Below are 12,609 nucleotides of genomic sequence, written 5' to 3'. Positions count from 1 at the left end.
TAAAATAAAAACAGTGAATCTTTTACCGAAAGGGGCAAACACATGATCCAAATTGTAACTGTTCGTAGCGGTGATAGTGTTTATGGTTTAGCATCAAAGTACGGATCTACACCTGAAGAAATTGTAAAAGACAATGGACTAAATCCTGCTGAAACACTCGTTGTTGGTCAGGCACTTATCGTTAATACAAAAGGAAATAATTATTATGTACAGCCTGGTGACAGCTTATATCGAATTTCTCAAACGTATAACGTTCCTCTCGCTAGCTTAGCTAAAGTTAATAATCTTTCATTAAAATCTATTCTCCATGTCGGACAACAATTATATATACCAAAAGGTACAAAACGAGCAGTAGAATCCATCGCTTATTTACAACCTTCAACAATACCGATAAAAGAAAGTTTAGTAAATGCTACACGTGCTATTAATCCATTTTTAACATATTTAGCCTACTTCAGCTTTGAAGCAAAAAGAGACGGCACTTTAAAAGAACCAACGGAAACAGCGAAAATCGCTAATATTGCAACGCAAGGTAAAACCATCCCTATGCTCGTTATTACAAATATTGAAAATGGAAATTTCAGTGCCGATCTGACATCGGTTATTTTACGCGATGCAACAATCCAAAACAAGTTTATTACTAACATTTTGCAAACAGCTGAAAAATATGGCATGCGAGACATTCATTTCGATTTCGAGAGTGTGGCACCCGAAGACCGCGAGGCATACAATCGCTTTTTACGAAATGTGAAAACACGCTTACCTAGCGGGTACACATTAAGTACAACGCTTGTACCGAAAACAAGTTCCAATCAAAAAGGGAAATTTTTTGAGGCTCACGATTATAAAGCACAAGGACAAATTGTTGATTTCGTCGTCATTATGACATACGACTGGGGTTGGCAAGGCGGGCCACCGATGGCGATTTCTCCTATTGGTCCTGTGAAAGAAGTACTTCAATATGCGAAATCTCAAATGCCACCACAAAAAATTATGATGGGGCAAAATTTATACGGTTTCGATTGGAAACTTCCGTTCAAACAAGGAAATCCACCCGCAAAAGCAATCAGCTCTGTTGCAGCTGTTGCACTAGCTCGTAAATATAATGTTCCTATCCGCTATGATTTCACGGCTCAAGCTCCTCATTTCAATTACTTTGACGAAAACGGCGTACAACACGAAGTTTGGTTTGAAGATTCACGGTCCGTACAAAGTAAATTTAATTTAATGAAAGAACAGGGCATCGGTGGTATTAGTTATTGGAAGATTGGTTTACCATTCCCGCAAAATTGGCGTTTACTCGTTGAAAACTTTACGATTACAAAAAAGGGCTGACTTTTGTCAGCCCTTTTTTCATATTACTGTTACAAAACGTCTTTCATTCCCTCATAAAAAAGAAGAATGATAACATTCTCCTTTTAACCGTTATCAACAATCGGTTGTTTACCAGTTTGGTCTTGCATTTGTTTTCCTTTATTGCCACCAGCTTTTTTCGATTGCGTTCCAATATGATTCGGTGCAAAATCTTTTGAATTCTTTTTCGGATTACCCATTACTATCGCCTCCTTAACACTAGTATCGTACTAGTGTTAAGAATTATTCAGCTTGCTTAAAAAGTTTCATTTCATAACGTTTCTCAATACGCTCTTCAATGCGATCAATTGCATCACGATCGCTTAATAATTGTTGTTTATTTTCATTTACAAGTTCTTCAAACGATTTGCGGCGACTTCTTCTCATGCTGTTCACCCTCTCTCTTTCTCATTCTTACTACATAGTATGAGCAAACAAAAAACTCTTTAATCAGATTTGCAAGAAAATTTTATGTTTTAGTACTCCTATAAAAAACGCTATGTACAATAATTTGTACATAGCGTTTTTTATACCATAACATTTAAATACTCTTTGAGCTTCTCATCTGCATTCGTTTCATTTTCTCTATACGTATCAAGTGCTTGTAATACAAAATCATACTGTTCTAAAATATAACTTTCTAATTTCAAGACATCCGCTAAGCTATTAAGCATAACTCTTGTATTACCAACTTCACTTTTTAGAGCTGGTTCACATATTAAGCTCGTACATATTTCTTTCATATCATCTTCTACTATTTCTGTTAATACGTATTTCTTTCGTCCTTTTACTTTTAATCTCATAACTGGATAAAAAGCTTTTATATCTAAATAACTTCCTACGTTCATACAACGCAGCCATTCTACATTGCGTTTATTGCGGACAAGTATTTCTTTCACCGCTTCGTATACCGCAGTTTCATCAAGCACAGCCTTATTTACTTTTCGTTTCCCTTTTTCTTCAATAGATGTACATTTTTGATAAACAGCTGCACACGTAATACAGTCGTCAAATGCATTATGAGAGCTTAGACGAATTCCAAGCATTCGCTTTAACGTCTCAAGTTTATGATTAGGTGCGTGCTTCATATATTTTTTTGCTAAAAACACAGTGTCAATTACCTTATTTTTAGGTTCAGGAAACCCAAGCATATTTACATTACTTTTCAAAAAGCGCATGTCAAAAGAAGCATTATGAGCCACAATAACATTTGTATGTAAAAATGCTAAAAATAAAGGTAAAACTTCTTCAATCGTGGGTGCATCTGAAACACGATAATTTGTAATACCTGTTAAACTCGTAATTCGGCTCGGAATCGGACGCTCTGGATTCACGTATGAAACAAATTGATCTACCAGTTCATGATTACGATATTTCACAGCTGCAACTTGAATAATTTTATCATTATAAGGGTTAAATCCTGTTGTTTCAAAATCAATTACAACATAATCTAACGGTAAGGATACATTCCCCACTCCATACACTCCTTTATCTCTAAACGTTTATATTTCTTACATCATATCATGAAGTTATTACTACTTGAAAAAGAAAAGGCAGAAATGGGAACTCTCCACCTCTACCTTTTCACCGTTATTTTAATTTAGCAATTCGTTTTTCCATCTCTTTTTGCGTCATCGGTCCAATGAACTTATCCTGAATGACGCCTTTCGTATCTATAAAATACGAAGTTGGGATCGTAATTACTTTATAAGCTGTTGTCACATCAATGTTCTTGTCCAATAAAATAGGAAAAGTAATCCCTTTTTCCTTAGCAAAATTGCTTACTTTTTCTTCTCCCCCACCTTTTTCTGAAGGCGTATAATTTATTGCTAAAATTTCTACGTTTTCTTTATGCTCTTTATAGAAAGCCTCCATATCAGGCATTTCTTGCTGACAAGGTCCACACCACGTTGCCCAAAAATTTAAAATAACTTTCTTTCCTTTTAAATCCGCTAGCTTTACATTCGTTCCATCTAACTTAGTTAATTCAAAGTTTGGTGCACTCTTTCCTACTTCAATACCATTACTTGCAATCATCTCTTTCATAGCAGCTTCACTTTTTTCTTGCTTCCCTTGTACCGCCTGATCTTTATTACCGAACTGTTCATAAGCTGCATATCCCGCTAAACAAAGTAACACTACAATAATCGTAAGCTTCCGCCACATTTTATATCACCCTAACGTGTTTATGTACTTTTAACAAATTCATCAAAATACTATATACCTTATTTTAGCTTATACGGACGAGCTTGGAAATATTCACAGTCAAAATAATTAGAATATTCTCATTTAAAGTGAGTTTTTTTCCTTTTTATCATATAATTAGAAAAACAGATGAGGTATTTTATCTTCTTATTGACCCACTTACCTATTTACTCTCGTAGTTATATAACCTTCAACAAAAGGGGGATTGTTTATGAATTCATTCGAAAAAATAACATTATATATTCTTAGTTTTCTTTTATACCCAATCGGCATTATTACATGGATCATTTCACTCTTTAGTAAAGATCTTAAAAAAAAGAAAGTAGGGCGTATTTGTCTCTACATCTCTCTAGTCTCATTCGTCCTTTTCGTAATCCTTGGAATTACAACTTTCCTTATGACTGCTACTTTTAACGTTGATCTAAATCACTCCGAATCTATCGAGTATCAAATAAATGACGCTGAATAAAGATAAGGGCATTGCTCTTATCTTTATTCATATCTTTGTAAAAACGAATGACTATTTATTAATTTTTCAGGACTTCCACATGCAACAATACGTCCTTCTTTCATTATGACAACACGATCTGCTAATATCGCTTTCTCTACATCATGTGTTGCCACAATTCTCGTGACCTCTCTTCCTAATCCTTCTATCATATTCCAAACAGTTTCTTGGTTGCTCGGATCTAATCCCGCAGTTGGTTCATCTAAAATAATAAGATTAGGAGTTGAAACAATGGCACGTAATAATGCAAGACGTTTTCTTTCCCCTCCAGAAAATTCTACACCGCTTTTATGTAGTACATTTTGAATCCCTTCAGGTAAGTCCCTAATAATTGATGTTCCATTTACAAGTTCAATATTTTTTTCTAACTGGTGTTCTATATACTCTTCACCGAAATACATATTCTCTTTTACTGTCGTCCGAAAAAAACGAGGTTCTTGCCACACTGTAGTCATACGAGCCTCATCACCATAATAAACAATGTTACCATTAGATGGTTTATACAACCCTGTCATTAATTTTAAAAGCGTTGTTTTTCCTGCGCCACTTTCTCCTACAATAATAACGAGTTCACCAGGGTGAATTTGCAAATCAATATTATGAATTCTGCATTTCTCTCCATCACTTTCCTGAAATGAAACATTTGTTATCGTCATCCCCATCGCTCTTTCTACCTTACTATCTGCCCCTCGTTTATCTAAAAAAGAAAAAACTCTATTTGCCGAAGCAGCTGCAACTTGTGTCATCATTAATAAATCGCCAACGTAACGAACTGGAAAAAAGAGCATTTCAATTGTAGCTAACACGGCAACAAGTGCACCAACTTCCATTTCCCCCTTCATTATTTTCTGCGCGCCTATAATGAGAACAACGATATATGCCCCTGTTTCAATCACTGTTCCAACTACTCCAATACAGTGTTGCATCATCGTCTTCTTTACTTCTGTTTTATAGGATTGTGCTGTTACTCCTTTAAATAAGCGAATGGCCCACTTTTCTTTTTGCAAACTACGTAAATCTTGTACGCCTTTTACAAACTGCGACACCATCTCTACAACACTTGATTGATTGTTTTGAGCAATGCTTGCGATATTTCTTACCTTTTTCCCCAAAAGCATTGGAACCATTGCACTAAAAAATAAAAACGGAGTTACCCACAATATAAACTTCATATCTATATGTTGTAGTGCTATGAACGCACCTATAAATTGCGCAATGGCGTGTATATATTCTATTAATATAGAACCATATAATCTGACCCAATTCGGAATATCAGACACAACTAGCGTCTCTAACTCTCCTTGCTTAATCTTCTCACTCTCTTCAAATGGTAATAAGAAAAAATGACGCAATACATCTATACGCTTCTTTCGCAATATTCGTTGACTCGCTTTTGAGCTTACATAATCAAATGAAAGATTGTTCACCCACATCAACAAGCGGCTCCCCGCAAACAATGCAATATATACATACGTAGCTTTTAACTCCCGCTGAATCAGGTTATCTACAATTAGCCCCATGAATAGTGGACGGGATAAGTTTAAAATAGCAGCAAAGCATCCACTACATACAGCTGCTATTACTAATAATTTTTCTTTCTGTAACGGTAACAATATTCTTTTATATTCTTTCATGACGTTTCCTCCATTTTTTATAGTAAAAAGAAAGGGATGAAACCAAATGGTTTCATCCCTTTCCATAAAATAAGGAAGCTAACAGTTGTTAGCTTCCTTCTCGTTCATTTCAATTATTTAGTTCGACACTTTAGATTCTTCAATTTTCTCACGAAGAACCATTTGTAAGATACCACCGTGACGGTAGTAGTCAATTTCAACTTCACTATCGAAACGAGCTACTACTTCAAATTGTTTTTCGTTGCCATCTACATCAGTTGCAACTACTTTTACAAGATCGCGTGGTCTAACTGTTTTGTCAATTTGAATTTCAAATGACTCGTTACCAACAAGACCTAACGTTTCAGCGCTTTCGCCATCTTTAAATTGAAGTGGTAACACACCCATTAATACTAAGTTACTACGGTGAATACGCTCGAAGCTTTCTGCGATTACTGCTTTAATACCTAATAAGTTTGTACCTTTCGCAGCCCAGTCACGAGAACTTCCCATACCGTAATCTTTACCAGCAACAACTAGAAGGCCTGTGCCATCTTCTTTATATTTCATAGCAGCATCATAGATAGATGTTACTTCCCCAGTTGGCCAATATGTTGTATATCCGCCTTCTGTTCCTGGTGCGATTTGGTTTTTAATACGGATGTTCGCGAATGTACCACGCATCATAACTTCATGGTTACCACGACGAGAACCATAAGAGTTAAAGTCAACTGGTTGTACGCCGTTTTCTAATAAGTAGCGTCCAGCTGGTGTGTGCTTACCAATTGAACCTGCTGGTGAAATATGGTCTGTCGTTACAGAATCTCCAAATTTACCAACAATGCGTAAACCTGATAATGTTTCAACTTCACCTGGTTCTTTAGATAATCCTTCAAAGAATGGTGGGTTTTGAATGTATGTTGAATCATTATCCCAAGTATATAAAGCTTCATTTGAAGTTTGGATTTCATTCCAACGCTCATTGCTGTTAAATACTTGTGCATATTCTTTTTTGAACAATTCAGATGTAACAACACTTTGAACTACATCTTCAATTTCTTTAGCTGATGGCCAAATATCCTTGAAGTAAACAGCATTGCCATTTGCATCTTTACCAATTTCATCATTTTTCAGGTCAATATCAACAGTACCTGCAAGTGCATATGCCACAACAAGTGGTGGTGATGCTAAATAGTTTGCTTTTACAAGCGGGTGAATACGACCTTCAAAGTTACGGTTACCAGATAAAACAGATGTTACTAATAAATCGTTTGCTGCGATTGCTTCTTCTAATTCCTCTGCTAGTGGACCAGAGTTACCGATACAAGTCGTACAGCCGTAACCAACTGTTTGGAAACCTAATTGATCTAAATATGTTGTTAAACCTGATTTATCTAAGTACTCAGTAACAACTTTAGATCCTGGTGCTAATGATGTTTTTACGTACTCAGGTACTACAAGCCCTTTTTCAATTGCTTTCTTCGCAACTAGACCTGCCCCAATTAATACGTATGGGTTTGATGTATTTGTACAGCTTGTAATTGCAGCGATTGCAATTGCACCTGTTTTCATCGTTACTTCTTTATCTTCTAATGTAACCTTCACTTCTTTATCGAACTCTTGCGCATTAAATCCAAGTCCTTGTGTTCCAACTGGTGCTACAACAGCTTTGTGGAACGCATCTTTCATATCTGAAAGTGGAATTAAATCTTGTGGGCGTTTCGGTCCAGAAAGGTTAGATTCAATTGTATTTAAATCAATTTCAACAAGATCAGTGTAAATTGGATCTTTGCTGCCTGCTGTATAGAATAAGCCGTTCGCTTTACAATATTCTTCAACAACGCGAATTTGTTCTTCATCTCTACCTGTTAAACGTAAGTATTCTAATGAAATATCGTCAATTGGGAAGAATCCACAAGTTGCACCGTATTCTGGTGCCATGTTTGAAATTGTTGCACGGTCAGCTAAAGGCATGCTCTTTAGTCCATCACCGAAGAACTCAACGAATTTACCAACTACACCTTTTTGACGTAATACTTGTGTTACTTTTAATGCAACGTCAGTTGCTGTAGTACCACTTGGAAGTGTACCAGTTAATTTCACACCGATTACTTCAGGTACTGGGAAGTATGAAGGCTGTCCAAGCATTCCTGCTTCTGCTTCAATACCACCAACGCCCCATCCAAGAACGCCGATACCGTTAATCATCGTTGTATGTGAGTCTGTTCCAACTAATGAATCTGGGTATGCAACTAAATCGCCTTCAGCATTTTTCACCGCGTGAACAACTGGTGCTAAATATTCAAGGTTTACTTGGTGTACGATACCTGTTGCTGGTGGAACTGCACGATAGTTATCAAATGATTTTTGTGCCCAACTTAAAAATTTATAACGTTCTTCATTACGTTTAAACTCTAAGTCCATGTTGAATGCAAGCGCATCTGCCGTACCCGCTCTATCAACCTGTACAGAGTGATCAATTACAAGGTCTACTGTAATTTCTGGATTAATTTTATCAGGATCTCCGCCCATGTCTGCCATTGCTTTACGAAGCGAAGCCAAATCTACAACAGCTGGAACACCTGTGAAGTCTTGTAAAATTACACGAGATGGTTTAAATGGAACATCGATATCTTGAACATCTTTCGTTCCCCATTTCGCTAAATTTGTAACATGTTCTTCTGTAATTACGCGTCCGTCTACTTGACGCAGTACAGATTCAAGTAAAACTTTCACGGAATATGGTAATTGAGATACGTTGCCAACCCCTGCGTTTTCAAGCGCTTTCAATTGATAATAATGATACGTTTTTCCATCTACTTCGAAAGTTGCGCGTGATTGAAATGGATTATGTTTGACCATTATGTTTCCCCCCTGTTAAACGTGACTAAGTTGTCTGAATATAAAATGTAGACAAACTTTTCAATACCTTACGATAATATCTTATTACAACTTTCTAAATAAGTAAATAATAAGAAACTTATGGATTATCATAAGTTTTCTTTATATTTCTAAATTTGAATAGTGTTCATGCTCCTTATGAATACTATTACCATAAAGTAAAGTACTCTTTCAGCGCTTTACTTTACGTTCATATATGTTATGAACAGCTCATGTTTTATCTATAAAAAGACATTATAGAGGTGAGAAAATGAGTAAACGAAAAGCAAATCATACTATTTCAGGAATGAATGTTGCATCCGCACAAGGACAAGGTGCTGGTTATAACGAAGAGTTTTCAAATGAGGCGTTAACTCCAGCAGAGCGACAAAATAATAAGAAACGTAAAAAGAATCAGTAACAAAAAAACCAAAAGGTATGTCTGCCTTTTGGTTTTTTTCTAATGTTTATAACGTAATAACTCCGAAACCGTTACAAATCGATATCCTTGCTTTTTAAGCTCAGGTAAAATTTTCGATAACGCTGCCACTGTTTGACTACGATCACTTCCTCCATCGTGCAACAGTACAATATCTCCACTTTTAGCATGTTTCACAACATGATTTACAATGGACTCAGTACCTGGATTCGCCCAATCACGAGGGTCTTGATGCCACGACCATAGAACAGTTTGATAACCAGCTTCTTTAGCTGTTTTAAATACAGCATCGTTAATATATCCGCCTGGAGGACGGAACAACAAAGGTTCTTTCACCCATTTTTTAAAGTATTTTTTTCCATCTAAAATATCATTTTCTAATTTTTCATCAGATGAATTACTCGCATACAAATGATTCATCGTATGATTTCCAATTTCATGCCCCTCTTTTAACACTTGCTTTACTAAATATGGATTACGCTGCACACGGAATCCAATCATAAAAAAAGTCGCTTCTGCTTTATATTGACGTAATAAATTTAATATTTGTGGTGTATAAGTTGGATCAGGTCCATCGTCAAATGTAATTGCGATAATTTTTTCACTATTAGGTACTTCCCACGTTACATAGCCAGTTGGTTCTAGCTCTTTTCTAAGCAACATTTTCGCTTCCACTTTTTCCACTTGAAATATATGTACTGCACATAGTAAAGAAAAAACTAATAGAAAAACCTTCTGTTTTAACATAGCGTTCGTTAAAGTAATAAGGTTGTCGAATACGCAACAACCTCTTTTACTTTTCTAGTTGATCTACATTTCGCATAATATTTTGAAGATTATTTTCGTATTGCTCAAGTTGTGGACGTTGTGTTTCCGAAGCTACTTCTAGTGCATTTTGAATTTGTTCATACGCTTCCTGAACCTCTTGACGTAACTCTTTTAAATCATGACCGTAGTTCGGATCATTTTTCACGATATTGTTAAATGAATTTTCTGCTTGTGTAACCCCTTGCTGCGCTGCTTGAAAAGCTTGTTGCTTATCTTTATGATATGGCATTATACAATCCCCTTTCCATAATAGTTAGTCCCATTTATCTTTACCCTTTTTTCTAAAAACATTCTCGTATAAATTTACAAACTTCTCTCATTCTAAATAGAAAGAGGAGGTGTCACATACAATGGGAAAAAACAATCGTGAATCGAAAGAAAAAAAAGGACAACCTGAACCATTAAGCGGATCTCATAAAGTAAAAAATCGTAACCATTCACGCCAAAAAAACCATGCGCATCATGATATGTAATAAGAAAATATTCACATACTGTGTATATTCGACATAAAATGTTTATATTTTGCCATTTATTCTTCACCTCTATTTCATTCATGCATAACATGATATGAATTGATATTTTACGGAGGGTGTCTTACATGGGCAAGAAAAAGAAGGATTGTCTTTTTCATGTTGATGGTTTCGAAGAATGGATGGATCAATTTTGTTCTGATTCTTGTAGCAACTTTAGTTTTCCAAATGAAATTCATATCGATCTTTGTGAAACAGAGGAAGAATACATTTTGGAAACAGATGTACCAAATGTGACTGAACAAAATGTACGCATTAAAAAGATGGAGACAGGCCTAAATATATGCATACTTCATAAAAATACTACTTTACAGCGAACAATCTCTTTACCTACTACTATCATTTATAAGAAGATGCTAGCCTGCTTAGAGAATGGATTTTTAGCCATTCATATTTCCAAAAATGAAGTTGCCAATAAGCATGAAAAGAAGGTTCTTTTTTCAAATTGAGAGTTAACGTAAATACAAAAATAAGCCCCAGCAAGTTGCTGGGGCTTATTTTATTTCACTTGTATTTCTATCTTATAATTTCTATCGTACCTTTTTTTCAATAAGCCTTTTGTAACTAAAAGTACAGGAAATGCTACAGTTGAAAATAGGGCTAGCGCTAAAAATACTACAAACCCATTTTGATACCCGTAATAATCGAGTAGTACTCCCCCAAACCAAGGACCAATTACTCCTCCAATTCCTGAAAAGCCCATCGCTCCGAAGTATGTTCCTTTCAGGTTGGAATCAGCGATCTCATCAATAAATACATCTGTCATTGAAAACATTAAAACTTCTCCAAATGTGAAAATAATGGTACAAATAGCTGCTCCTAACATAGATTCTACTAGTCCAAATCCAAATAATCCCCCACTCACAAATAACGTTCCAACCATAATTGATGCTAACGGTGTATACTTTTTACACATTTGAATGACAGGGTATTGAATAACCACTACTACAATTGCATTTAAAGCTAGCATATATGAGAATAACTTTACCCCATCCTGAAATATATGCGCATTAGCAAAATATTGAGATACTGTCGTCGTTAAATGTGAAAAACCACTATTACTCAAAATAATACCGACTAACGCAACTAAAAATACTACATCCTTTCGCAATATACGAATTGCATTTAGCATTGTAACAGGATTTTCTGTATTCATTTTCTTTTTATTAAGTGGATATTTCTTAAATTGCAGTGCTAATATAGCTGTATATAGAATGTAAACTCCAGCGGCTACTAAAAAAGGAATTGTTGATTTTGCACTTCCGAGCTGTAATCCAACAATTGGTCCAATCGCAACCCCAACATTTATTGCACCATATCGTAAGTTATAGACGAGTAACCGATACTCTGGCTTTGTTAAATCTGATAATAACGCTCTTGATGTCGGTTCAAAAAAAGAACGACATAATCCATTCAAAGCGTTTAATAAAAAGAAACTCAAAACATGATCTGCAACTGAAAATCCGATAAATACAAACACCCAAACAATCATGGACCATATTATAATCATCTTCCGACCAAATCGATCCGATAAATTGCCCCCAATAAAACTAGCAAACACTCCAACAAGCGCACTCGTTCCAATAATAGCACCCGTCATTCCAGCTGAAACGTCTTTAACAGTTGTTAAATAAATTGCTAAAAAAGGAATACTCATTGAAGTTGCAAACCTCGCAAATAATGTCCCTATTATAATTGTCATGCCAAGTGGATGAATATTTTGTAACTTCCCCTTCATCTTTAAACCTACTCTCCCTTTTCTTACATAAAAAAAGAAAGCAAAGGATCTGCTTTCTTTTTCCTTTTTATACTTGAGATGTTTGCACCCGAGCCGCTCTCGATATGTCCATATCAATGCCATATGTAAACTGTAATTCTTTACAAATATCTTTAATTAAAATTGCTACGTTATACTTTTCATTAAATTGTAAAACAATACTTTCTACTTCTTCATATGTATACTTATATTCGCCAGTAATTACACTTTTTAAATCAAAGCATTCATTCATACAAAGCTGCACAAGTAATTGATCATACTTCTCTATCACATCTTCTTTTTTCCACAGTAACTCTTTTACATATAACCGATCAAATTTCACGCTTTCTCGATTACACTCCGTTAAAATCCGGGTCATTTCATTTAATTCTCGGTATAATTCAGAAATATTTCTGTTTAAACTAAGCAGTTTATCTACGCCGTTTTCATATAGCATTTCATTCCACCCCCGCATTTTCTTTTTCTTATTATAGCAA

General features: G+C 35.4%; 15 protein-coding genes. 5 read left to right on the top strand and 10 right to left on the bottom strand.

Annotated features, from left to right (window positions below; genetic code table 11):
* Window positions 1–42 precede the first annotated feature (42 nt).
* Window positions 43–1,335, top strand: a complete 1,293-nt coding sequence (locus ACS2MN_RS26155; protein ID WP_000614830.1) for a glycosyl hydrolase family 18 protein — start codon at window positions 43–45, stop codon at window positions 1,333–1,335.
* 83 nt (window positions 1,336–1,418) lie between these two features.
* On the opposite strand, the gene sspN is transcribed toward ACS2MN_RS26155, so the two are convergent.
* The 4 genes from sspN to ACS2MN_RS26135 all read right to left on the bottom strand — a co-directional run bounded on the left by sspN (window position 1,419) and on the right by ACS2MN_RS26135 (window position 3,519).
* Window positions 1,419–1,553: an acid-soluble spore protein SspN gene (gene sspN / locus ACS2MN_RS26150; protein WP_000527987.1), complete on the bottom strand. Its 135-nt coding sequence runs from the start codon at window positions 1,551–1,553 to the stop codon at window positions 1,419–1,421.
* Window positions 1,554–1,596: 43 nt separating this feature from the next.
* Entirely contained in the window at window positions 1,597–1,740 is a 144-nt protein-coding gene (locus ACS2MN_RS26145; RefSeq protein ID WP_001254699.1) for an FbpB family small basic protein, read from the bottom strand.
* 140 nt (window positions 1,741–1,880) lie between these two features.
* Window positions 1,881–2,828, bottom strand: a complete 948-nt coding sequence (locus tag ACS2MN_RS26140) for a 3'-5' exonuclease (RefSeq protein ID WP_098805210.1) — start codon at window positions 2,826–2,828, stop codon at window positions 1,881–1,883.
* A 115-nt stretch (window positions 2,829–2,943) separates the two neighbouring features.
* Window positions 2,944–3,519: a TlpA family protein disulfide reductase gene (locus ACS2MN_RS26135; RefSeq protein ID WP_000269079.1), complete on the bottom strand. Its 576-nt coding sequence runs from the start codon at window positions 3,517–3,519 to the stop codon at window positions 2,944–2,946.
* 250 nt (window positions 3,520–3,769) lie between these two features.
* On the opposite strand from ACS2MN_RS26135, the gene ACS2MN_RS26130 reads away from it, so the two are divergent.
* Window positions 3,770–4,027: a hypothetical protein gene (locus tag ACS2MN_RS26130; protein ID WP_001083873.1), complete on the top strand. Its 258-nt coding sequence runs from the start codon at window positions 3,770–3,772 to the stop codon at window positions 4,025–4,027.
* A 23-nt stretch (window positions 4,028–4,050) separates the two neighbouring features.
* On the opposite strand, the gene ACS2MN_RS26125 is transcribed toward ACS2MN_RS26130, so the two are convergent.
* Entirely contained in the window at window positions 4,051–5,700 is a 1,650-nt protein-coding gene (locus ACS2MN_RS26125; RefSeq protein WP_087950600.1) for an ABC transporter ATP-binding protein, read from the bottom strand.
* Window positions 5,701–5,817: 117 nt separating this feature from the next.
* A complete protein-coding gene (gene acnA / locus ACS2MN_RS26120) occupies window positions 5,818–8,541 on the bottom strand; it encodes an aconitate hydratase AcnA (RefSeq protein WP_000238587.1) in 2,724 nt (907 codons plus the stop codon).
* 289 nt (window positions 8,542–8,830) lie between these two features.
* Between acnA and sspO the strand changes: the two genes are divergently transcribed.
* The gene (gene sspO / locus ACS2MN_RS26115) at window positions 8,831–8,980 is read left to right on the top strand and encodes a small acid-soluble spore protein O (protein WP_000044267.1); all 150 of its coding nucleotides are present in this window, start codon (window positions 8,831–8,833) and stop codon (window positions 8,978–8,980) included.
* A gap of 39 nt (window positions 8,981–9,019) precedes the next feature.
* Here the strand turns inward: sspO and pdaB are convergent, their stop codons facing one another.
* A complete protein-coding gene (gene pdaB, locus ACS2MN_RS26110; RefSeq protein ID WP_002039311.1) occupies window positions 9,020–9,745 on the bottom strand; it encodes a polysaccharide deacetylase family sporulation protein PdaB in 726 nt (241 codons plus the stop codon).
* Window positions 9,746–9,791: 46 nt separating this feature from the next.
* Window positions 9,792–10,055 carry a hypothetical protein gene (locus ACS2MN_RS26105; protein ID WP_001146300.1) on the bottom strand — a complete coding sequence of 88 codons (264 nt, stop codon included), beginning with the start codon at window positions 10,053–10,055 and terminating at the stop codon, window positions 9,792–9,794.
* A gap of 121 nt (window positions 10,056–10,176) precedes the next feature.
* On the opposite strand from ACS2MN_RS26105, the gene ACS2MN_RS26100 reads away from it, so the two are divergent.
* Together ACS2MN_RS26100 and ACS2MN_RS26095 are read left to right on the top strand one after the other, a co-directional pair.
* Window positions 10,177–10,299, top strand: a complete 123-nt coding sequence (locus tag ACS2MN_RS26100; RefSeq protein WP_000517651.1) for a small acid-soluble spore protein P — start codon at window positions 10,177–10,179, stop codon at window positions 10,297–10,299.
* A 125-nt stretch (window positions 10,300–10,424) separates the two neighbouring features.
* Entirely contained in the window at window positions 10,425–10,805 is a 381-nt protein-coding gene (locus ACS2MN_RS26095) for an Hsp20 family protein (protein ID WP_000516728.1), read from the top strand.
* Between the two features lie 50 nt (window positions 10,806–10,855).
* On the opposite strand, the gene ACS2MN_RS26090 is transcribed toward ACS2MN_RS26095, so the two are convergent.
* Together ACS2MN_RS26090 and ACS2MN_RS26085 are read right to left on the bottom strand one after the other, a co-directional pair.
* The gene (locus ACS2MN_RS26090) at window positions 10,856–12,094 is read right to left on the bottom strand and encodes an MDR family MFS transporter (RefSeq protein ID WP_000676817.1); all 1,239 of its coding nucleotides are present in this window, start codon (window positions 12,092–12,094) and stop codon (window positions 10,856–10,858) included.
* Window positions 12,095–12,161: 67 nt separating this feature from the next.
* Window positions 12,162–12,569 (bottom strand): hypothetical protein, encoded by a 408-nt coding sequence (locus tag ACS2MN_RS26085; RefSeq protein ID WP_000965132.1) that lies wholly within the window; start codon window positions 12,567–12,569, stop codon window positions 12,162–12,164.
* Window positions 12,570–12,609: the final 40 nt, after the last annotated feature.

The sequence above is a fragment of the Bacillus cereus group sp. BceL062 genome, from assembly GCF_051780025.1.
Classification (GTDB): domain Bacteria; phylum Bacillota; class Bacilli; order Bacillales; family Bacillaceae_G; genus Bacillus_A; species Bacillus_A toyonensis.
Note: the sequence above shows the minus strand (reverse complement) of the source record. Positions and strands in the feature narration are given on the sequence as shown.

Bases quoted from the DNA above. Each gene is read 5' to 3' on its own strand.
- ACS2MN_RS26085 (WP_000965132.1), bottom strand. From the start codon at position 12,569: ATGCTATATGAAAACGGCGTAGATAAACTGCTTAGTTTAAACAGAAAT.
- ACS2MN_RS26145 (WP_001254699.1), bottom strand. From the start codon at position 1,740: ATGAGAAGAAGTCGCCGCAAATCGTTTGAAGAACTTGTAAATGAAAAT.
- ACS2MN_RS26105 (WP_001146300.1), bottom strand. From the start codon at position 10,055: ATGCCATATCATAAAGATAAGCAACAAGCTTTTCAAGCAGCGCAGCAA.
- acnA (WP_000238587.1), bottom strand. From the start codon at position 8,541: ATGGTCAAACATAATCCATTTCAATCACGCGCAACTTTCGAAGTAGAT.
- pdaB (WP_002039311.1), bottom strand. From the start codon at position 9,745: ATGTTAAAACAGAAGGTTTTTCTATTAGTTTTTTCTTTACTATGTGCA.
- ACS2MN_RS26125 (WP_087950600.1), bottom strand. From the start codon at position 5,700: ATGAAAGAATATAAAAGAATATTGTTACCGTTACAGAAAGAAAAATTA.
- ACS2MN_RS26155 (WP_000614830.1), top strand. From the start codon at position 43: ATGATCCAAATTGTAACTGTTCGTAGCGGTGATAGTGTTTATGGTTTA.
- sspO (WP_000044267.1), top strand. From the start codon at position 8,831: ATGAGTAAACGAAAAGCAAATCATACTATTTCAGGAATGAATGTTGCA.
- ACS2MN_RS26095 (WP_000516728.1), top strand. From the start codon at position 10,425: ATGGGCAAGAAAAAGAAGGATTGTCTTTTTCATGTTGATGGTTTCGAA.
- ACS2MN_RS26135 (WP_000269079.1), bottom strand. From the start codon at position 3,519: ATGTGGCGGAAGCTTACGATTATTGTAGTGTTACTTTGTTTAGCGGGA.
- ACS2MN_RS26100 (WP_000517651.1), top strand. From the start codon at position 10,177: ATGGGAAAAAACAATCGTGAATCGAAAGAAAAAAAAGGACAACCTGAA.
- ACS2MN_RS26090 (WP_000676817.1), bottom strand. From the start codon at position 12,094: ATGAAGGGGAAGTTACAAAATATTCATCCACTTGGCATGACAATTATA.
- ACS2MN_RS26130 (WP_001083873.1), top strand. From the start codon at position 3,770: ATGAATTCATTCGAAAAAATAACATTATATATTCTTAGTTTTCTTTTA.
- sspN (WP_000527987.1), bottom strand. From the start codon at position 1,553: ATGGGTAATCCGAAAAAGAATTCAAAAGATTTTGCACCGAATCATATT.